Here is a 20,132-nt window from a genome sequence, read left to right as displayed (position 1 = left end):
TGCCGGCCAGCGGTTGAGATCGTCGCCGGCGAGTTGTTCCGCGTGCGCTACCGCTTCCTGCACATCCAGCGTGCGGTCAACAACGGCCAGCATTAGATCGCTACAGCGAAGTCACACGCGCCGCTTCAGGCGGTCCTTTCAGTTCGACCATATTGCCCTCCGGGTCGAACAGATACAGCGACGGCCCATAGCCGTCCGCGCCATAGCGCAGCGCGTGCTCCCCGAGCCGCGCACCATGCCCGCTCAGATGCGCCGTGAGTGCCTCCGCGTCGAACGGATCGATGCGCAAACAGACGTGATCCATATTCCGGCCGGCGCCAGGGATGCCGTTTTCGGCATGGTCGAGCTTTGCGCCGACCTGCAACAGATCGATCAGCGAGCGCCCGGCGCGCAGCTGCGTTAATCCCAGATCGAGTTGCTCCTTTTCGACGCTGCAACCGAGCACGTCGCAGTAAAAGCGCGTCATTTCCGCGACGTTCGACGCCCGGATGACAACGTGATCGATCTCGCGAATGTGAATTTTCATGTTGAACGCCCCCGGCTGGCCCGTAAAACGGATGAATAGCCAGTGTAGGAGAAAGGACGGGGCAGCGAGAATCGGCCGTAACGCCAAGCCGCAGCGCGAGACAAAGGGACTGATCGGAAGTGTATAGGCGAAAAAAAGCCCGCTCTATGTGGAGCGGGCTGAATCCATATCAGGAGGAGACATGGAGGAGACAAGTACTAATATACACATGGGGTTGGTGCGACGCAATAACTTTTTAAGGGAAAACCCGATATCGTGCCAAAATGTCGCACTTTGGGGCAAAACGAGCGCCTGGCGGGCCTTCCAGGTGACGAGGAACCGCAATGACAGAGCAAGAACCGGAGCGTAGTGTGGTGGTATGCGGTCTACATTGGTGAGCATCGATACCGCCTTTCCGGGACCATCATGAACCGCACCGATCACACCATCACGTCTACCGACACCAGCAGCTGGGCAACCGACGCCGAGCGTTGGGACGCCGTCACCCACCGCGACGCACAGGCCGACGGCAACTTCTTCTACGCCGTCAAAACGACCGGCGTGTTCTGCCGTCCGTCGTGCGCGTCACGCCTGCCACGCCGCGAAAACGTCGATTTCTTCACCGACGTGGAAACCGCACGCGCCGCAGGTTATAGAGACTGCAAGCGCTGCCAGCCTGGCGGCCTGCCGCGCGAACTGGAGATCGTCAAGCGCGCCTGCGCCGCGCTGGATGCCGATCCGCAGCAGCGCCTCACGCTCGCGCAATTGAGCGACGCCGTGCACGTTAGCCCGTTTCACCTGCAGCGTCTGTTCAAGCGCGTCGTGGGCGTGTCGCCGCGTCAGTACCAGGCCGCGCAGCGCGGCGCCGCGCTACGCGATGCGCTCCACAACGGCGCGGACGTCACGCGCGCCACGCTGGATGCCGGTTTCGGCTCGCCATCGCGGATGTACGACAGCGCGTCGGCCGAATTGGGCATGGCGCCATCCGCGTTTCGCCGCAAGGGCGCGGGTCTGACCGTGCGTTACGCCAGCGCGCCCACGTCGCTCGGCTTCGTGCAGGTCGCCGCGACCGACAAAGGCATCTGCAAGATCGCATTCGGCGACGATCCCGCATTGCTCGTCGACGATCTGAGCGGCGAGTTCGCCAATGCCGAACTGGTCGAGGATGCGGCACGGCTTGCTCCGTTCATCGCGCAGATCGATGCTTATTTGCGCGGCACGCGCCACGAGTTCAACCTGCCGCTCGACATCGCGGCGACCGCGTTCCGGCAACGCGTGTGGGACGCGCTACGGCGCATTCCGTACGGCGAGACACGCAGCTATTCCGACATTGCTGAAGCCGTCGGCTCGCCTCGCGCGGTGCGTGCGGTAGCAAGCGCGTGCGCGACGAATCCGGTCGCGCTGGCGATTCCCTGCCATCGCGTGGTGCAAAAGGGCGGGGCGCTGGCGGGTTATCGCTGGGGCCTGCCACGCAAGGCGGCGCTGCTTGACAACGAGGCGCAGCATGCGCGCGAAGACCGCGAAGCGGCCATTGCAACCACTACCGATATGGACCACGCCGCGTGAGCACGCTTGACGACGTCGCAACCCTCGAACTGCCCTTCAAACCGCCATTCGACTGGCCACGTCTGCTGCGTTTTTTCGGCGGACGCGCGACGCCCGGCGTCGAGGCCGTCGAAGACGGCGCCTATCGCCGCGCGATCGACTGGGCTGGCGACAGCGGCACGCTGACGGTGCGTCTGCATCCGCGCAAGCGCTGCATTGTCGCGAACATTGAAGGTCCGGCAAGCCGGCACGCCGAGGCACTGGCCGTGCCAATCGGCAGGATGTTCGATCTGCGCGCCGATCCGAAAAAGATCGGCGCGGAACTCGCTGCCGACCCCTGGCTCGCGCCGTTGGTCGAAGCGGTGCCGGGACTGCGCGTACCAGGCGCCTGGTCGGGCTTCGAACTGGTGGTGCGCGCCATTGTCGGGCAGCAGGTCAGCGTGAAGGCAGCGACCACGATCATCGGACGACTGGTGCAGCGTGCCGGCGAGCGCATCGAGGGGCATCCGCATGAGAACACTGCCTGGCGCTTTCCTACGCCCGCCGCGTTGGCCGCGGTGGATCTCGCGCAGATTGGCATGCCGGGCAAACGCGTAGCGGCCTTGCAGGGCTTCGCGCACGCGGTAGCTTCTGGTGACGTGCCGCTCGACAGCAACGTCGCTGACGCAGACAGTCTGCGTGCCGCGTTGCTCGCGCTGCCGGGTATCGGCCCATGGACCGTCGAATATGTCGCCATGCGTGCGTGGCGCGACGCCGACGCCTGGCCTGCGTGGGATCTGGTTCTGATGCAGTCGATCTGCGCGCGCGATCCCGCGCTGGTGCGGCCAACCCAGCAACGCACCCGCACTGACGCGTGGCGCCCATGGCGGGCGTATGCAGCGATGCACCTCTGGAACGAAGTAGCGGACCGGGCCGGCGCCGCCCGCGGCGGCTAAAGCCGGCAGGGTTGGGGTGAAACGCGGATCGCGCGGCGGACGCGTGACGCGTAGAGTAGCAAGGCGCGCAGCCGCTTGATTCGCCCTCCAAACAGGCGGCCGAGGATCGCCCGGAGCGGCCTCAAGCAGCCGTCGTGGCGAGATGTTAAAGTGCCCGCTACTGAAAATTCCGCCGAACGTTGTCAACCGCGCAGTGCTGCAGGTATTGCAGCGAAGCGGCACATGGCGGCCGACAACGCCCGACTCGCATCAATGCCAAACACCACACCTTCCCGCACGACCGACGCGTTCTCGCACCGCCTGTCCGTGCTGACCTCCGGCCCGCAGCGCGATGCGCTGACGCGTGGCCTGCGCGGCATCGAAAAGGAAAGCCTGCGCGTAACGCACGACGGCCAGCTCGCCTTGACGCCGCATTTGCGCGCGCTCGGTTCAGCGCTTACGCATCCGTCGCTTACTACTGACTATTCCGAAGCCCTGCTTGAACTGATCACGCCAGCTGAAAAGGACGTCGCGATCACGCTCGAGAAGCTCGATACGTTGCACCGTTTCGTGTACGCCGAACTCGGCGACGAAATTCTGTGGAACAACTCGATGCCCGGCCTGCTGCCCGAAACCGACGACGGCATTCCGATCGCGGACTACGGCACCTCGAATATCGGCAAACTGAAGTACGTCTACCGCATTGGTCTGGCGCTCCGTTACGGCCGCACCATGCAGTGCATTGCGGGCATCCACTACAACTATTCGCTGAATGAAGAAGTGTGGCGGGTGCTGCATGCCGACCAGCAATCCACCGCGAGCGCAGTCGATTTCCAGTCGGAACGCTACCTCGCGCTGATTCGCAATTTCCGCCGCACCAACTGGCTGCTGATGTACCTGTTCGGTGCGTCGCCGGCGCTGGATCGTCGATTCCTCCGCGATCGCGAACACACGCTCGAAACCTTCGACGCCGACACGCTGTACCGCCCGTACGCGACGAGCTTGCGCATGAGCGACCTCGGCTATTCGAACACTACGGCACAGGCCGCGCTGCGTGCCGACTACGACACGCTGCCCGGCTATCTCGACGCGCTCGCGAAAGCCGTGAGCCAGCCCTATCCCGCGTACGAAGCAATCGGCACGCAGCGCGACGGCGAGTGGGTGCAGATCAACACGAACGTGCTGCAGATCGAAAACGAGTTCTATTCGACGATCCGGCCCAAGCGTGTCACGTATCCCGGCGAGCGCCCGTTGCACGCGCTGGCCGCACGCGGCGTGCAGTACGTCGAAGTGCGCTGCATGGACATCGACCCGTTTGAACCGACCGGTATTTCGCTCGAGACGTCGCGCTTTCTCGACGCCTACCTGCTGGTCTGCGCGCTCGACGACAGCGCACTACTGCCGTCGCGAGCATGCGCTGAAGCCAATCAGAATTTTGGCCGCGTGACGATGGAGGGCCGCAAACCCGGCCTCGAACTGACGCGCGACGGGCAAGCGATTGCCATGACGGATTGGGCAGCAGAACTGCTCATCAAGATCGACGCCGCTGCGGCGGTGCTCGACGCGTTGCAGGGCGGTGACGCGCACGCACGCGCCGTCGCGGTTCAGCGCGCGAAGCTGGCCGATGCCTCGCTGACGCCATCGGCGCGCGTGCTTCAGACGATGCGCGACAAACAGCAGAGCTTCCTTACGTTCGGCCTTGAGCAGAGCGAAGCGCACGCTGCGCATTTCCGGGCGCGCCCGCTCGATGCAGCGCAGACGCAGGCGTTCACTGACCTCGCGGCGCAATCGCTGGCTGAGCAGGCGAAGCTCGAAAAAGAAGAGGTCGGCTCATTCGATGCATTTGTCGCGGCATACCGGGCGTACACGCTGAACCGCTTTAGCGTCTGAACGAGCCGCGCACGTGATTGCACCCAGGGCGGCCCTCGAGGCCGCCTTTTTATTGCTTGCAGGTAACGTCTACGCGGGGTCCGTCGCGCGTTGATTTGCGATCGGCAAAATCTCCGTGGGACCGTACGATTCGTCTGTGCGCATGAAACACCGCGCCTGGGTAGCGGTCCAATACTTATGTGACCGCTACTGGAAGAGGAGGAATCAACGTGACGACAAAAGGTCTGTTGGTCGTGCTGTGCGCGGTGGCGGCGGGAGCGGCGGGGTGTTCGACGCAGGGGCAGGTCGATCCTGACGTCATGCAGATCGCGACGACGCCGTTGACGTGTTCGGGGAAGGCCGAGTGCGACATGTGGTGGCAACGCGCGCAGACATGGGTGGCGAGCCATTCGACGTACAAGATCGAGGCCTCCACGGACACGTTGATCCAGACGGGTGGGCCGGGCGGCGGCAAGCGCGCGTTGGCCTACCAGATCACGCGAACCCTGAACCCTGACGGCACGGCAACGATTGGCTTTGCTGCGCATTGTGACGGTTCGCCTGGCTGCAAGCCGAACCCATGGGAAGCTGGCGCGGACTTCAAGGAATATGTACGAGGCGCAACGGCGGGCGCGCCGCAGGGCGGTACGAAACCAGCCCAACCCGCGCCAACGGCGATGCACCCCGATGCGCAGCAGGGACAATCGATTCCGGACACGAATGGAGAAGCGATAACGCAGTGAGGGCGTGGACGAAGCGCCACGGATGCCAGCACCAAAGAGAAGAACTGACGGTTGGTGAAGTACCGCATCGGCGCGCGCAGCGCCGCCGGAAGAATGACGGCCTTGTCACTCATAAGGGAAGGTGCGCAGGCCCGATCTCTACGGAGCCGCGATCCCCTCCAAGCCAGGGGACCCGCTTAAAAATTAGCGGTGTGAGCCGCTTTCTTTTGCCTACTTTTCTTTGCGGCCGGCAAAGAAAAGTAGGTGCCGCCCCGCACAGGGGCAACGCTAATAAACCAATAAGCAAACAGGGAAAGGCCAACGCCGTCGGCATGCAAACAAACCCCATCGCCGCAGGCAAAAAAAGCTCAATGGCCTAAAGAAGGCCCTACCCCCTTCCGAGGTTTAGTAATCCAAACAAGCACAGCAAGAACAAGAAACGCCGCACAAGAGATCCTAAAAAAATCATTAGTGGCCATCATATAGGCCTGAGCAGTAACAACCTGATTCAATTGGGCGGTGATCCCATCACCAGAAAGCCCAATCCCGGCTAACGCATTGGTATAAGAATTGGTATTAGCCGCATAAACATTCACCGAATCCACCAACATCGAATGATGATAAATCGTGTCATTCTCCCAGTACGTGGTACTGATCGCGGTCCCAATCGCCCCCGACAAAGTCCGGAAAAAATTAGATAACCCAGAAGCACTGGCGAGTCGCTCATCCGACACGCTGGACAGCGTAATGGTAGTCATCGGCACGAAGAAACAGGCCACCCCGATACCTTGCACCAGCCGTGGCCAGATCACATGATTAAACGGCACGTCGAGCGTAAAAGTCGAATTCCAGAACGACACGAACGCGAACACGATGAACGCAAAACTCGCCACCACACGCAGGTTCAGCCGATGCATGTTCTTGCCGATCATCGGCGACAAAAACAGCGCGAGCAATCCGACCGGCGCAGTCGCCAGGCCGGCGAGCCCAGCCGTGTAGCCCATCACCGTTTGCAGCCAGAGCGGGAAGATCACCACCGACCCGAAGAAGGCCATAAACCCGAATGAAATGATCAGCACGCCGAGAGCGAAGTTACGATCCTTGAATAGCGAAAGATCGACGACGGGTTCTTTCTCCGTCATCTCCCACACCAGCATGAACGCGATCGACACCACCGCGATAACCGCCAGCGCGACGATGAACGTCGAGTTGAACCAGTCGCGGTCCTTGCCGAGGTCGAGCATCATCTGCAGGCACGACACGCCGATCACGAGCAACGCAAGGCCGATCGCATCGATGCGCTGTCGGGTGATCTTCGTCTCGCGCCCGCGCAGCAGCAGGAATGCACAAACCGCCGAGAACAACCCGATCGGCACGTTGATGTAGAAGATCCACGGCCACGTGTAGTTGTCGGTGATGTAGCCGCCCATCACGGGGCCGAAGATCGGCGCGCAAATCACGGTCATCGCCCAGAGCCCAAGCGCGAGTCCGCGTTTTTCCAGCGGGTACGAGCGCATCAGGATGGTTTGCGAAAGCGGGACCATTGGCCCCGACACGAGCCCTTGCAAGAGCCGGAACGCAATCAGCGATTCGAAGTTCTGCGCGAAGCCGCACAGCGCCGACGCAAGCGTGAAGAGCAACACGGAGAGCGTAAAGAGCCGCACTTCGCCGACGCGCCGCGCGAGCCAGCCGGTGAGCGGCACGGCGATCGCCGAGGCGACTGAATACGAGGAAATGACCCAGGTGCCCTGACTGGTCGCTACGCCGAGGCTACCGGAAATGGTCGGCACAGCAACGTTCGCAATCGAGGTGTCGAGCACTTCCATGAACGTGCCGAGCGCAAGACCAACGGTGAGCAGCGCGAGAGCTCCGCCTTTTAGCGGGGCGGGTTCGACGCCGGCGGGCAGGGCAGCAGCGGAAGCCGTAGCAGCCATAGATTTCTCCTCAGCCGGGAAAGCTTGTCGCGGCATCTTTATCACGCGCTCCGGTTGGCGCGCTTACATGCCGGATCATCCTCTGCCCAGACAGATATTCTCAGACGTTGGCGCGTTTAAAAGCGCCTCGTGGTTATTCGTCGCCGCGTTTCGCTGACGGCTCTTCGGGTGATTCTTCAAGCGATTCCTGCGACGGCCCCAGCCCGCACCCAGCGCTTTCCCCTGCGCCGATGCCGTTCGCGATGAAGCGGCCGAGGAGGTCGATCAAAGCGGCATGCTCCGCCGGCGAGAATCCGCGCAGCTGCTCGTTCAGCACTGCGGCGCCGAGGCCGGGCAACTGCCGCGCTGCTTCGTGGCCTTGCGATGTCAATTCGAGCTTCACCATCCGGCGATCGGCGTCGCTGCGCGTGCGGACGACAAAGCCTTTCTTTTCAAGGCGATCCAGCAGGCGTGTCATTGATCCACTGTCATAGGACATGACCCGCGACAACTCGAACGGCGTACTCGCGCGCTGCGCCGATAGCAGCAGAATCACGCCGATTTGCTGGGTCGTCAGTCCCAACGGCTTGACCGCGCGGTCCATCCGCTCGACCAGCACATTGCGCGCTTTCGTCAGGTAGTAGCCAAGACTCGATTCAAGGTGAATTTCGTCCGCGTTGTAGGGACCATCAGTCATCGTGTATCCAGGTCATGGCCAAGCAAACGGATTTTAACTGCCTAAGCAGACAAGTCAAATTCGATTTCGCGTAGCGCGAACGGCGGAAAAACAACACCGGGCGTGCATACGAGGCAAAGTATCTTGAAATTTGATTGCATAGTCAATATTATGACAGGCAACGAGTTACGCGCGATCCGCGCCACCCGAGACCATGTTCTGACCGATTGCAGCGCGCCACGTGTGTGGCGTGCAACAAGGATTCCCGCGATGCTGTACCTGAAAAACACTCTTGGCGGCTTGAGCCGCTCCCTGACCGATTCCGCGCTGAGCAGCTTTCAAGGGCCGCATCGCTGGTGGAAACTGGCGTTGTTTGCTGTGCTGTTTGTGCTTCCTGGCGGGTCGGTGGGGGTCGCGGTGCTTGCCTGGATTGAGCATCGGAAAGGGCGTTCCGTGGGGTCCACGGGGGTGGAGGGGGGCACTGCGGTTGTGGCTACTGCTGCGGTTGGGGGCACTGCGACTGCTCCGGGCGCCTGCCAGGCGAAAGGGGAGACGCGGTCAGCCTGTCGGGCGGCGGCTGGGAAGAGCGCTCGGCATGCCTCGATTGAGTAGGGGGTTTTTTGCCTTTGGCGGCGGCATTTCCTGGTTCTGGCTTCTTTGGCCTTTCCTTGTTTTGATATCGGTTTATTAGCGTCGCCCCTGTGCGGGGCAGGCACCTACTTTTCTTTGCCGCCGCAAAGAAAAGTAGGCAAAAGAAAGCGGCTTCAAACCGCTAATTCTTAAGCGGCTCCCCTGGCTTGGAGGGGATCGTGGCTCCGTAGAGATTGAGCCTGCGCACCTTTGGGCCGGAGTGACCAGGCCGTCATGCTTCCAGCGGCGCCGCGCGCGCCGAGGCGGTACTTCTTCAAACCACCCACCGAGTTTTACGCCATCCGAGTTACCCGGCGCGGTGGCTCGCGGTTGCATGGCTTGGCGTGACTTGCTGGCTTCGATACTACCAAGCCGCCGCTCAATCTCTCAGTTGAACACCGCTAGCGTGACCTGCCAACCTCGGTGTCGGCGCACCCGCACTTCCAAAACACTCGGTATTTTCGGCGCCTCGCCGAGGCGAAGCCGATGGCCCCGATCACGCACAAACGAAGCGCGCGGTTTCCGTGGTGAACTCGTCCGCGACGCACGCAGTGCGGAGTGGGAGCGGATGACGGCTGTGTCACTGGCGGTTATGGACCTAGGTGTGATCCGTTTATCGCACCACCAGCCCCTCCAAGCCAGGGGACCCACTTAAGAGTTGGCGGTTTGAGCCGCTTTCTTTTGCCTACTTTTCTTTGCGGCCGGCAAAGAAAAGTAGGTGCCCCCCGCACAGGGGGAACACTAATAAACCGATAAGCAAACAAGGAAAGGCCAATGCCGCGGGCGAACCAAATAATGCCGCCGCGAAAGGCAAAAAACCAAAAAGTAATAGCATGTAACCATCCCACCACCTTCAGTAACACACCTCCCCATCAGCAAGCATTACCCTTCCACTTTCCCGCGCCCAAGCGGGCCCATACGTTAACATTCTGGCAAACCCACGACATCACCCAGCAGGCACCACCGGCAATGCGCCGCCATTGCCTCAATTGCGGGCGTCCAGAAGGAATCCATTGCATGCAGTTTCACCGACCCTCGCGCGCGCGAACTGCGCGAACCATTACACCTCGCGCACTGACCCTCGCGGTAGCAGCAACCCTCGCCACGATGCTGGCCGGTTGCGCCGTCGGCCCCGACTACAAGCGCCCCGGTGCCGAAATCCCCGCGTCGTACAAGGAAGCCGCCCCCGGCTGGAAAGTCGCGCAACCGTCCGATCAGCAAGACCGCGGCGAATGGTGGGCCATTTACGAAGACCCGCAACTCAACGCGCTCGAAGACAAACTCAACGCGTCAAACCAGACCGTCGCCCAGTTCGCGGCCGCCTACCGGCAAGCGCGCGCGCTGGTCGGCGAGGCCCGTGCGGCGTATTTCCCAACGGTCGGCGCGTCCGCGGGCGCGACGCGCTCGGGTAACGGTTCATCGTCCAATTCGATCTCCAACACGAGCCGCTCCGGTGTAAGCAACAGCTTCAATGTGCAACTGGATGCAAGCTGGGAACTGGATTTGTGGGGCTCAATCTCGCGCACCGTGAACGCCCAGAAAGCCGGTCAGCAAGGCGCCGCAGCGGATCTCGCCAACGCGCGCCTCTCCGCTCAGGCCACGCTCGCGCAAACCTACTTCTCGCTGCGCTCGCTTGACTCCACCCAGAAGCTGCTCGACGACACCGTCGCGGCCTATCAGCGCTCGTTGCAACTCACGCAGAACCAGTACGCAGCAGGCGTGGCCGCTCGCTCGGACGTGATTCAGGCGCAAACGCAGTTGCAATCGGCGCAAGCAGCGGCAATCGACAATGGCGTCCAGCGCGCTCAGGATGAGCACGCGATCGCGGTGCTGGTCGGTGAACCGGCCTCCACTTTCTCGATTCCGCCAATGCCGCTCACCGCGACGCCACCGGCCGTGCCCGCGCAAATGCCGTCGGCGCTGCTGGAGCGGCGTCCAGATATCGCGTCCGCCGAGCGCAAGGCCGCGGCCGCGAACGAGCAGATCGGCGTCGCGATCGCGGCGTTCTTCCCGTCGCTCACGCTGTCCGCCACCGGCGGCTTCGAAAACTCGGTGTTCTCGCAATTGCTGACCGCGCCATCGCGCTTCTGGACCCTCGGCCCGCAACTCGCAGCCACGATCTTCGACGCCGGTCTGCGCCAGGCACAGACTGAGGCCGCCCGCGCAGCCTACGATCAGGATGTCGCGAACTATCGCCAAACGATCCTGGCCGCGTTCCAGGATGTCGAAGATAACCTCGCGTCGCAGCGCATCCTCGAGCAGGAAATCGTCGTGCAGCGGCAGGCGGTGGATTCGGCTCGCCAGGCACTCGCCATCGTGACAAATGAGTACAAGGCAGGCACCGTCGGCTACGTCAACGTGCTGACCGCGCAAACCACGGCCTTCACCGCCGAGCAGAAGCTGGAAAGCATCGCGGGGCAGCGCATGGTGTCGTCAGTGGGGCTGGTAAAGGCCTTGGGTGGCGGCTGGGACGCGTCGCAGATGAATCGCGAAACGGGCGACGTGGCGGCGCCTGCGCCGTTGCCGGCGTCATCGGCCGCGCCGGTGGCGCAAAACGCCTCGACGGCGCAAAAGACGCAAAGCAACTAGCCGCGTCGTTGGTCGGGACCGCGCAAAAGAGGCATCGCCGCGCACTGCGGCGATGCCTCTTTTTTGATTGGCTGGGCGCGCGAGCCTTAGTGCACGAAGGTCAAAGCGACGGTATCCGGTCCGCTTGGCCGCCCCAGCAGGTTCAGCAGCCCCGCGAGGTTATCGCGCGCTTCGGGCGCCGAACTCGCGGTGCCGTGAAACGACGTCGAACCTGCCGACACCGTGCCACTGCCGGCTAACATCAACGGCCCCTTGAAGGTGGTCAGATCCAGCGTGGACGAGGCACCTTGCGCCTGGAACAGCAGCCGGTACGACCCCAGCGGCTTGACCATCGAGACGGCCGAGCTGACGTCGTTCAGCGTCACCGTCAGCTGGCCGAACGCTTCCCGGTTGAAGCTGCGCCAGTCCGACCATGACAACCGTACATCGCCCTTCAGATCGAGCGTGTTGAACGGCGCGCCCAGCCCGGTCAGCAGCGAAGCCGGCACAGCGATGGCGCCAGCGGTTACCGTTGCGCCGCGTGGGCTGGCGTCGACGGTGATCGGGTCGGGCATGGCTTCCGTGTGACGCATGGTCATCCGCACACGGCCGGTGAAAAGCGGCCAGAACGCCGTATGCCATTCGATCCGCCCCGGTAGCAGGGTGGCGGCGCTCATGTCGGAACCGGCGGCAAGCATCAACGTTGCCGACCCGTGCCACAGCGAGCCCGCCGGATCGACGAGGTTGACGTGACCGTCGGTCTGTTTGGCGAACTGCGGCGTGATCCACGCAGCCGGCAACAGCGCGAGCACCACCACGACGCCCGAGAGCAGCGCGATCACGAGCCAGGGTAGCGCGACGCGCACGCGCCGCATCCAGTAATTCATGCGAGATCCCGTGACTGCTCGGTCATTTGGCAGTCGACGGCTGCAGCGACGCCGTCACATCCACCTGGCCGTCTTCCTTGAGCGCGCTCACATGCGCCTCGGCGACCTGCACCTTGAACTGTTTGCGCACATCGTCGACCCAGCTCGTCCACGCCGGAAACGACGCGTTTTTCATCTGGATCTGCACGGCGTTGCCAATCACCTGCACCTGGGTCGCGGCGAGACCGTGATCGCCGAGCGATGCCGTCAGCGCGTCTTTCAGCGCGGCGCCGGTGGGCGCGACGCCTTGTGCCGCGCCCGACAGCTGGCGCGCTTCGCCCGCCTGGGCGGTCATCTGCGCCAACTGGCGCTGCAGCGAAGGCAGCGATTCGCGCAGATGCGCGCGGCCTTCCTGCGCCGGCGCCCACAGCACCGACCACGCGATCACCACCGCCAACGCCCCGCCGCCCCACGTCAGCAGTGTCTTTTCGCGCTCGGAGCGCTGGTCCCAGAATCCGGCCCATGCCTGGGTGAGTTCAGCTTTCATTGTCCGTTCCTGATGGTCCACTTGCCGGTATTGCTGTCGATCGCGCCGTTCAGCCCGTTGCGCTCGAGACGTTTGGTGAGGTCGGCGTCGACCTTCACCTCAGGCTTGAACGTGATGTCGAGCCGCCGGTCGTGATAATCGAGCCCGGCGATGCCGTTGACGGGTATCGGCGCGAGCGAACGGGCGAGCCCGTCGGCCAGCGACAGGAAATCGTCCGGTGACAGTTCGCCCGCCGCGACGCGTAATTGCTGCAACTGGCGCGACATCTGGTCGGGTGCATCGAGCACGACCGTCGTTTTCGGGAAGGCATTGAGCAGGAGCTCGGTCATCTGCGTATTGATCGCGTCGCGTTGGCGCGCGAGCAGCACCCATTGCACGTTCGCACCGACGATCGCGATCACCAGTGCGCCGACGGCCAGCAATATCGGCAGACGCAGACGCCGGATCGTCGCGCGGTCGAGCCGCCATGGCTGCGACGCGAATTCGAACTGACAGAGGTCGAAGCGGCACTCCAGCGCGCGCCGCGCGAGTTGCTCGAATGGCAGGGGACTCGCCCCGTGCACATAAGCGGCGAGCCTCGCCGGGCCGGTTGCGCCAAGACGCGGCTCGTTGCCGGGCACTTCGGTCAGCATGTGCAGCGTGAGCGTCGCAGCGCCGGCGAGGGCGCTGAGCGTGGCGTTCACGGCGTTTGCCGGCACGGCCAGGCCTTCGCCCTGCACACCGCGCGCAATCGCGAGTTCGACGCGCGGCACGCCGTTGTCGATCGCGCCTTCGAGCAGCATGGCGGGCGCCGTCTGAACCACCGAGCCGAGCACGGCGGCCACCATCGGCACCACTGCGGCGACACCTGGCGCAACCACCGGCGCGACGCCCGGCAACGATGTCGCCACGCTCATCGAGTCAGCCGTCACCGGCTCACCCGCGTTGACCATTTCCGCAACTTCGGCGGGCGTATCGAGCGCGACGGACTGCGGCAGACAGCGCGTCACCGGCACGGCCCGCAGGTTGCGATGATGTGTGGAGTTGAAGGCTTCGTAGATGAAGCGAAACCAGCCGCGGTCGACGATCGCCAGCAGCCGCCGGCCGCCCGCGAGCGGTTGCGGATCGACGGCGATGTGACAGGTTTGCGGATCCTGGATCAGCTGATCCTCGACCACGTTCGGCAGCGCCTGACGCAGCCGCGGGCCGCGCAATGGCGGCAGCGTGGCGGGCATCATCAGGAGGTCGCGCGCGGCGACCATCAGCACCGTCGACGTGGCGCGCGGCAGCAGCGCGAGCGCCGAGCGGCCTGCGCGTTGGGTGCGGCCCGATTTGTCGAGCAGCACAAACGGCAACTCCGGCAGTTGCCATTCCTGCGACGGCACCGCCGGGTCACGCGGGGGCAGTAGAACGATCAGCGTGCTCAAAGGCCACTCTCTCTGGGAAAGGCGTTATTCATAGTTGGTCTTGTACCCGCACGATACGCGTAGTGTGAGTCAATGGGTCGCGATAGACGAGGGTCGTGCGGTCCACTTCCGCGCGTTCATGCTGGACGCGGCCGTGAATCAGAAAGTAATTCGAGTTGACGTCGAGATCATTGGGGTCGATCGAAACCGACTGCACGCCGGCACCGGTCAAAGCAAGCTGCAGGTCGCTGGCGTTATGGAAAAACACCGTTTGCCGACGCGCGACCAGGCCCTGCGCGGCGGACAGATTCATGCCTGGCACGACTGCCGCGATGACTTCGGCGAACGCCGTATTCATATTGACCGCCGTGGCGGTGGGCAACACGGTGACGAACGGACGCAGGCGCGCGACCATTTCCGGCGTGTAGCCGGGAATGTCGAGCAGGGAATCCACGCCGGTCATTTGCAATGGTGCGAGCGCCGGGTCGCCGCCGCCGTCTTCCATACCTGGTTTATCGGTGAAGTTGCTGCCGCCGGTGTCGCCGCCCTCGACGGCCGGCGTGGCTGACGCACCAGCGCCGTTCGTGGCTGTCTGAAAGCGCGTGGCCGATTGCCCGAGGCTGGCGCGCATCTGGACCGCGGTGGCTTTTGCCAGTTGGCTGTTCACACCGAGCGAGGCGAGCAGGCGTTGATAGGCGCCGATTTGTTGCGTGTCCAGTTGCAGGACGCCGGGGGCAGGGCTCGTGACCAGATTGCGGAGGTTGAATTTTGCCTGTGCATCTTCGATCGAACCCGAGAGGTAGGTTGCCGCGCCTTGTTGCGCGCGGACTTCACCGATTTGTCCGAGGAAATCCGACAGTCGCGTTTTGGCGATGGGGACGCCCCATATCCCACCCAGGTAGGTGATACCGGCGGAGGTGTCGCCCTCCGAGCGGAGGATCAGGCGCGTCCAGTCTAATGCGCCTCGGGCAACCCATTGCGCCTGGGATAGCAGGCGTTGGTTTTCGATCCTTCGGATTTGGACTTGCTGGCGCCAGAGCATGCCTGAGACCAATATCGCTGATAGGGCGACTACCAGGAGTGCGCTAATTATGGCTACGCCGGATTGGGTTTTCTGTCTGCCTACGGCGTTGGGGTTTGTTCGTATGCCTACGGCGTTGGCCTTTCCTTGGCTGCTTATTGGTTTATTGGCGTTCCCCCTGTGCGGGGGGGCACCTACTTTTCTTTGCCGCCGCAAAGAAAAGTAGGCAAAAGAAAGCGGCTTCAAACCGCTAACTCTTAAGCGGGTCCCCTGGCTTGGAGGGGGTAGTGGTGCATCTGGAATCTGTGCTCCCGCACCTTCCCACGCAAGTGACAAGGCCGTCATGCTTCCGGCGGCGCTACGCGCGCCGAACGGTACTTCACCAAACCACGGGGTGTGTCTGCGCGCAGCGCCGGCCATCGGCTTCGCCTCGGCGCAGAGCCGCAAAATTGGGTGTGCGTGCTCCACGGGCGCGGAATTGCACGGGTGGTTTTGTGAAGTACCGCTCGGCGCGCGCAGCGCCGCCGGAACGAATGACGGCCTGGTCACTCCGGCCAAAAGGTGCGCAGGCTCCATCTCTACGGGGCCACGATCCCCTCCAAGCCAGGGGACCCACTTAAGAATTAGCGGTGTGAGCCGCTTTCTTTTGCCTACTTTTCTTTGCGGCGGCAAAGAAAAGTAGGTGCCCCCCCGCACAGGGGGAACGCTAATAAACCAATAAAAAATGAAACACCCAACGCCGTAGGCATACAGCAAAAATGCCGCCGCCAAAGGCAAAGACAAAGACAGAACCCGCGCCCGTCTGGAAGACAAAAAAGAGAACCTCATATCATTCTCCGACGAGAAAAACCCGCGTAATCGGCCGCGCCAGCGACTTAGCCCCCACACTCACCTCAAGCCCCGTCACCGACCGCGGCAGCGGCGCATTCCCCAGTTGGGGAACCTTCAGATTGTTATCATTCTCCGTAGTCGCGCTCTGCACATCCTTCATCTGCGTGGTCCAGCCGACCTTCGGCACATACATCCGCGCTGAAATCGCGCCGACGCCGCCCATCAACGGCACCCCCGTCCATCCCTCACCCTCGCCACCGCGTAAAGCCCGCCGCAGGTCGCCCACATTCTTCAACGGCGCCGACGCATACCGGAATACGCGACCGTCAGAAATCCGGTACCGCACCACCATCAGCCGGGGCGCCGTCCCCGGCAAAACTAATTGCCGCACGATCTGCAACACGTTGCCATTCACCGACACGGCCGGCTGTCCCGACTCATCGTCCGACGCCGCCTGCCGCGCGTCAATCCGCATCTGGTCGAAGAGCTGCGCAAACACGCGCTCGTCTTCCATCGCGTTCGTGATGGTCGCCCGACCGCGGATGATCTGGTCAAGCCCGCGCCACGACAGCACGGCAATCACGGCCAGGATCGCAATCGCAACCAGCAACTCGATCAGCGTAAAACCACGCGCGCCCCTCGCGCCCAATGGGCGGCGGCGCTCAGAGCGAACGGTTGGTTTCATTCGCGACCACCGTGACCATCTGGGCAAGATTGCCGGAAAGCCCAGGCATCGTCACCATCACTTCCACGCGGCGAAACACCGGATTCGGTGTCGCCGTCACATGCTCCGTACAGATCAACTGCAAGTTCCCCTGCGAACAGTCAAAGCTCGTGTCGCCGACATTCGGCCATGCATGCGTCAAATACAACTGCGCCAACGCATTGTCCGCACTCCAACCGGCCAGCAGGCGTCGATGCAGATCCGCTTCGCCAGTGGCCAGACTCCCCACCGCGCGCAGCGATGCGGCCAGCGCAACCGCAATGATCGCGAGCGCCACCAGCACTTCAATCATCGTAAAACCGCGCTGCAATGCGCGAGCACTCATCCCCCCGCAACGACGCATCTCAGTGCACCTCATAGCGGCCATTGCCGGTGCTGACAATCGTCGCGCGCCCCGCCGCCGAAAACAGCGTGATCTGCACCGGCACGTCAATCGCCTCAGTGCCGAACACGACGCGGCTCGGTTGCGCGTCCGAGCCGGGATAATTGATCGCCACACCCGTCACGCCGCCTTCCCACTGGCGCGGCCCCAGCAGGTCGTCACGCAGCGGACGCCAGCCGTCCTCAGTGCGCATGTCGAAACGAAAACCGCCGTCGAGCGGTTGCCATGCGATGGGCCGCGCCCGCACCTGCGCTTCGTCGCCGGCCGATTCGAAGAGCAGCGCGAGACGCTGCGCCTCTTCATTGAGATCCGTGCGCGGATTGCGTGTCATCGTCAGCGCGGTCAGCGACACCAGCAATCCCGCGATCACCAGCACCACCATCATCTCCAGCAGCGTGAAACCCGCCGCCCGCCTCGCCCCGCGCCGATTCATGCGACCCATGCCACCCCTGTCGCGTGTGCGCGCGCCGGCACACGCCGCGCGCGGCACCAAGGCCGTGTACGGAGTGTCCAAACGGGACTTGCAAGCGGACAGTCGCATAGTGCCGGCCACGAACGATCAGAAATCGGTCAATCGATAAGACGCGCAATGGATCGCGAGAGAAGAGGGCGATCCGGCGCGCCGGAATTTCAACGCTTTACTGCCACGAGCCTACGTCGGCGTCATTGCCTTCGCCGCCGGGCTTACCATCCGCGCCATAGCTGAACACGTCGATTTCGCCATGCACGCCCGGGTTCAGATACTGGTAGCTGTTGCCCCACGGATCGTTCGGCAGGCGTTCGAGATAACCGCCGTCTTTCCAGTTGTTCGGCACCGGGTCCGTGCTCGGTTTTTCGATCAGCGCGCGCAGGCCCTGCTCCTGGGTCGGGTAACGGCCGTTGTCGAGACGGTAAAGTTTCATGGCCTGCATCACCGTGCCGATGTCCTGCTTGGCGGCCACGCGGCGCGCTTCGTCCGGACGACTCATGATCTTCGGCACGATCAGCGCGGCCAGAATGCCCAGAATCGCGATCACGACCATGATTTCAATCAGCGTGAACCCGCGTTGACGACGGCTGCGCGGACCCGCGATTTCCATACGTCGAGTGGTCGACAGTTGCATAGCTTGCTACCTCTTTTCGGTGAAATTTTTGATCGGGCGGGATTCGCGCTTCGGCAGGCATCCCCGAAATCAGGCTGCCATTGAACACGCCCAGCCGATCATTTTAATGTCATGGTGTTGAAGGGTTGCCAGAAAACGCCGGACCGCCCCTCGGGGGCCTGGCGCGAAACGCCAGATTAGGGCCACTTTCCCGCAACGCAATTTTCACAATAGTCCGTACAATGTGCGTATGAACGCTATCCAAATCCGCCTTCTGTCGCTCGCGCTCTTCGCCGTGTTCTGCGCGACGCTGACCTACTGGGTCATCACGGTGTCCACGACGTCCGGTGCGCCGGTGCCCGCCGCCGCCGCGCACGCGCAGGTCTCGACCGACCAGGCGGCCACGCTGTTCGGCGGCCAGCTCTCCCGCAACGCCAACCAGGATGTGCATCTGTTCGGCATCCTTGCGTTACGTGAAGGCGCCGCGGCGATCGTCAGCGTGGGCGGCGAACCGCCGCATGCGGTATCGCTCGGCAGCGCGCTGATGCAAGGCGCCAAACTCTCCGAAGTCCGCGCCCGCTCGATCATCATCGACCGCAATGGCGCGCATTCCGAAGTGTTCCTGCCGGCCAATCCGGCAGGTCCTACAATCTACGTGCGCTAAAGCATCCCATTCCGCTTCAGCCGGTTGCGCGGCCACCGCCGCCGCGCAATCCAGAAACCGCTCCGCTTTACTGCACCAGGTTGTTCAACTCGATGATCGGCAGCATCACCGCCAGCACGATCACCAGCACCACAGCCCCCATCGCCAGAATCAGCAGCGGCTCGAGCAGACTCGTGAGGAACATCGTGCGGCGCTCCAGTTCGCGCGCTTCACCATCGGCCGCGCGGTCGAGCATCGTGGTCACGTCGCCGGTTGCTTCGCCCGAACGGATCAGATGCACCAGCACCGGCGGAAACGTCTTGGTATTGCCAAGCGCGCGTGACAGCGACGTGCCTTCACGCACGCGCACAATCGCATCGTCGATGTTTCCGCGCATCGCGTTGTTGCTGAGCGTTTCGGCGGCGGCCTGCAGCGCGCGCAGAATCGGCACGCCCGCGGCCGTCAGAATGCCTAGCGTGCTGGCAAAGCGTACGGTGTTATAGCCGCGTACCAGTTTGCCGAGGAGCGGGGCGGTCAGGATCCACCGGTCGAAGGCGAGACGCGGGCCGGGCTGCTTGAGAATGGAGCGCACCACGTACACCAGCACCGCAACGCCGATCAGCATCGCCCACCACCAGTGCCGTACGAAACCGGACAGCGCCATCATCATGATGGTGAGGAAGGGCAATTGCTGCTTGGTGCTGGCGAACACGTTCACCACTTGCGGCACCACATAGCTCAACAGAAACGTGACGATGCCGAAGGCGATCAGCGTGACGATGGCCGGGTAGGTGAACGCGAGCACGATCTTCTGCTTGAGCGCGTTGCGTTGCTCGATGTAGTCAGCCAGACGCGAGAGCACGAGGCCAAGCTTGCCGGTATGTTCGCCGGCCGCGACCAGCGCGCGATAGATCTCCGGGAAGTCTTTCGGATGCTGCGTCAGCGCGTTCGCGAGCGAATGCCCGCCGAGCACTTCCGCGCGAATCGAGGCCATCAGTTCGCGGATGTAGTCGCGCTCCGATTGTTCGGTCAGCACCGAGAGCGCTTCGTCGAGCGGCAGACCGGCGATCAACAGGCTCGCAAGCTGGCGCGTCAGAATCGCCTGCTCGCGTTGCGACAGGCGCCGCCCCAATGACAAACGCTGAGTGCGCTCGCCGCGCGTGCGCGTTGCCGCCGGTTCGACCACCAGTGGCGTCAGTCCTTGCGAGCGCAGGTTGGTCCGCGCGCCGCGCGCGCTGTCGGCATCCAGCACGCCTTTTTGCGCCTTGCCCGCCGCATCGATCGCTTCGAAACGAAATGCCGGCATGCG

General features: G+C 63.1%; 19 protein-coding genes. 7 read left to right on the top strand and 12 right to left on the bottom strand.

Annotated features, from left to right (window positions below):
* Nucleotides 1-100: 100 nt before the first annotated feature.
* Nucleotides 101-526 carry a VOC family protein gene (locus PQR27_RS20555; RefSeq protein WP_408525334.1) on the bottom strand — a complete coding sequence of 142 codons (426 nt, stop codon included), beginning with the start codon at nucleotides 524-526 and terminating at the stop codon, nucleotides 101-103.
* 405 nt (nucleotides 527-931) lie between these two features.
* Between PQR27_RS20555 and ada the strand changes: the two genes are divergently transcribed.
* The 4 genes from ada (at nucleotide 932) to PQR27_RS20535 (ending at nucleotide 5,576) form a co-directional block, all read left to right on the top strand.
* Nucleotides 932-2,071, top strand: coding sequence for a bifunctional DNA-binding transcriptional regulator/O6-methylguanine-DNA methyltransferase Ada (ada, locus tag PQR27_RS20550; protein WP_408525333.1), 1,140 nt, complete (start codon nucleotides 932-934; stop codon nucleotides 2,069-2,071).
* Nucleotides 2,068-2,985, top strand: coding sequence for a DNA-3-methyladenine glycosylase family protein (locus tag PQR27_RS20545; RefSeq protein ID WP_408525332.1), 918 nt, complete (start codon nucleotides 2,068-2,070; stop codon nucleotides 2,983-2,985). The genes ada and PQR27_RS20545 overlap by 4 nt, the downstream gene beginning before the upstream one ends.
* 252 nt (nucleotides 2,986-3,237) lie before the next feature.
* Complete coding sequence (gene gshA, locus PQR27_RS20540; RefSeq protein ID WP_408525331.1) at nucleotides 3,238-4,854, top strand: glutamate--cysteine ligase; 1,617 nt, start codon at nucleotides 3,238-3,240, stop codon at nucleotides 4,852-4,854.
* Between the two features lie 209 nt (nucleotides 4,855-5,063).
* Complete coding sequence (locus PQR27_RS20535) at nucleotides 5,064-5,576, top strand: hypothetical protein (RefSeq protein ID WP_408525330.1); 513 nt, start codon at nucleotides 5,064-5,066, stop codon at nucleotides 5,574-5,576.
* Nucleotides 5,577-5,923: 347 nt separating this feature from the next.
* Here PQR27_RS20535 and PQR27_RS20530 read toward each other — a convergent pair whose 3' ends face one another.
* Both PQR27_RS20530 and PQR27_RS20525 read right to left on the bottom strand, forming a co-directional pair.
* Entirely contained in the window at nucleotides 5,924-7,489 is a 1,566-nt protein-coding gene (locus PQR27_RS20530; RefSeq protein WP_408525329.1) for a DHA2 family efflux MFS transporter permease subunit, read from the bottom strand.
* Between the two features lie 133 nt (nucleotides 7,490-7,622).
* On the bottom strand, nucleotides 7,623-8,165 hold the full coding sequence (locus tag PQR27_RS20525; RefSeq protein ID WP_408525328.1) for a MarR family winged helix-turn-helix transcriptional regulator: 543 nt from the start codon (nucleotides 8,163-8,165) through the stop codon (nucleotides 7,623-7,625).
* A gap of 249 nt (nucleotides 8,166-8,414) precedes the next feature.
* Here PQR27_RS20525 and PQR27_RS20520 point away from each other — a divergent pair, with 249 nt between their 5' ends.
* Together PQR27_RS20520 and PQR27_RS20515 are read left to right on the top strand one after the other, a co-directional pair.
* Entirely contained in the window at nucleotides 8,415-8,756 is a 342-nt protein-coding gene (locus PQR27_RS20520; protein WP_408525528.1) for a hypothetical protein, read from the top strand.
* A 1,035-nt stretch (nucleotides 8,757-9,791) separates the two neighbouring features.
* Nucleotides 9,792-11,363: an efflux transporter outer membrane subunit gene (locus PQR27_RS20515; RefSeq protein WP_408525327.1), complete on the top strand. Its 1,572-nt coding sequence runs from the start codon at nucleotides 9,792-9,794 to the stop codon at nucleotides 11,361-11,363.
* Nucleotides 11,364-11,449: 86 nt separating this feature from the next.
* Here PQR27_RS20515 and gspN read toward each other — a convergent pair whose 3' ends face one another.
* The 8 genes from gspN to gspG all read right to left on the bottom strand — a co-directional run bounded on the left by gspN (nucleotide 11,450) and on the right by gspG (nucleotide 18,201).
* Nucleotides 11,450-12,229 carry a type II secretion system protein N gene (gene gspN, locus PQR27_RS20510; RefSeq protein ID WP_408525326.1) on the bottom strand — a complete coding sequence of 260 codons (780 nt, stop codon included), beginning with the start codon at nucleotides 12,227-12,229 and terminating at the stop codon, nucleotides 11,450-11,452.
* Between the two features lie 22 nt (nucleotides 12,230-12,251).
* Nucleotides 12,252-12,755, bottom strand: a complete 504-nt coding sequence (locus tag PQR27_RS20505; protein ID WP_408525325.1) for a type II secretion system protein M — start codon at nucleotides 12,753-12,755, stop codon at nucleotides 12,252-12,254.
* Nucleotides 12,752-14,161 carry a type II secretion system protein GspL gene (gene gspL / locus PQR27_RS20500; protein WP_408525324.1) on the bottom strand — a complete coding sequence of 470 codons (1,410 nt, stop codon included), beginning with the start codon at nucleotides 14,159-14,161 and terminating at the stop codon, nucleotides 12,752-12,754. Before gspL ends, PQR27_RS20505 begins: the two co-directional genes overlap by 4 nt.
* 28 nt (nucleotides 14,162-14,189) lie before the next feature.
* Entirely contained in the window at nucleotides 14,190-15,287 is a 1,098-nt protein-coding gene (gene gspK / locus PQR27_RS20495; protein ID WP_408525527.1) for a type II secretion system minor pseudopilin GspK, read from the bottom strand.
* Between the two features lie 703 nt (nucleotides 15,288-15,990).
* Nucleotides 15,991-16,677, bottom strand: coding sequence for a PulJ/GspJ family protein (locus PQR27_RS20490; protein WP_408525323.1), 687 nt, complete (start codon nucleotides 16,675-16,677; stop codon nucleotides 15,991-15,993).
* A complete protein-coding gene (gspI, locus tag PQR27_RS20485) occupies nucleotides 16,655-17,059 on the bottom strand; it encodes a type II secretion system minor pseudopilin GspI (RefSeq protein WP_408525322.1) in 405 nt (134 codons plus the stop codon). The genes PQR27_RS20490 and gspI overlap by 23 nt, the downstream gene beginning before the upstream one ends.
* 1 nt (nucleotide 17,060) lies before the next feature.
* Entirely contained in the window at nucleotides 17,061-17,540 is a 480-nt protein-coding gene (locus PQR27_RS20480; protein WP_408525321.1) for a GspH/FimT family pseudopilin, read from the bottom strand.
* Nucleotides 17,541-17,736: 196 nt separating this feature from the next.
* A complete protein-coding gene (gene gspG / locus PQR27_RS20475) occupies nucleotides 17,737-18,201 on the bottom strand; it encodes a type II secretion system major pseudopilin GspG (protein WP_408525320.1) in 465 nt (154 codons plus the stop codon).
* 229 nt (nucleotides 18,202-18,430) lie between these two features.
* On the opposite strand from gspG, the gene PQR27_RS20470 reads away from it, so the two are divergent.
* Complete coding sequence (locus tag PQR27_RS20470) at nucleotides 18,431-18,844, top strand: type II secretion system protein N (protein WP_408525319.1); 414 nt, start codon at nucleotides 18,431-18,433, stop codon at nucleotides 18,842-18,844.
* Nucleotides 18,845-18,911: 67 nt separating this feature from the next.
* Here the strand turns inward: PQR27_RS20470 and gspF are convergent, their stop codons facing one another.
* Nucleotides 18,912-20,129 carry a type II secretion system inner membrane protein GspF gene (gene gspF, locus PQR27_RS20465; protein ID WP_408525318.1) on the bottom strand — a complete coding sequence of 406 codons (1,218 nt, stop codon included), beginning with the start codon at nucleotides 20,127-20,129 and terminating at the stop codon, nucleotides 18,912-18,914.
* Nucleotides 20,130-20,132: the final 3 nt, after the last annotated feature.

Source organism: Paraburkholderia fungorum (assembly GCF_046027215.1).
Classification (GTDB): Bacteria; Pseudomonadota; Gammaproteobacteria; order Burkholderiales; family Burkholderiaceae; genus Paraburkholderia; species Paraburkholderia fungorum_D.
This window is presented reverse-complemented; position numbering and strand designations above follow the sequence as displayed.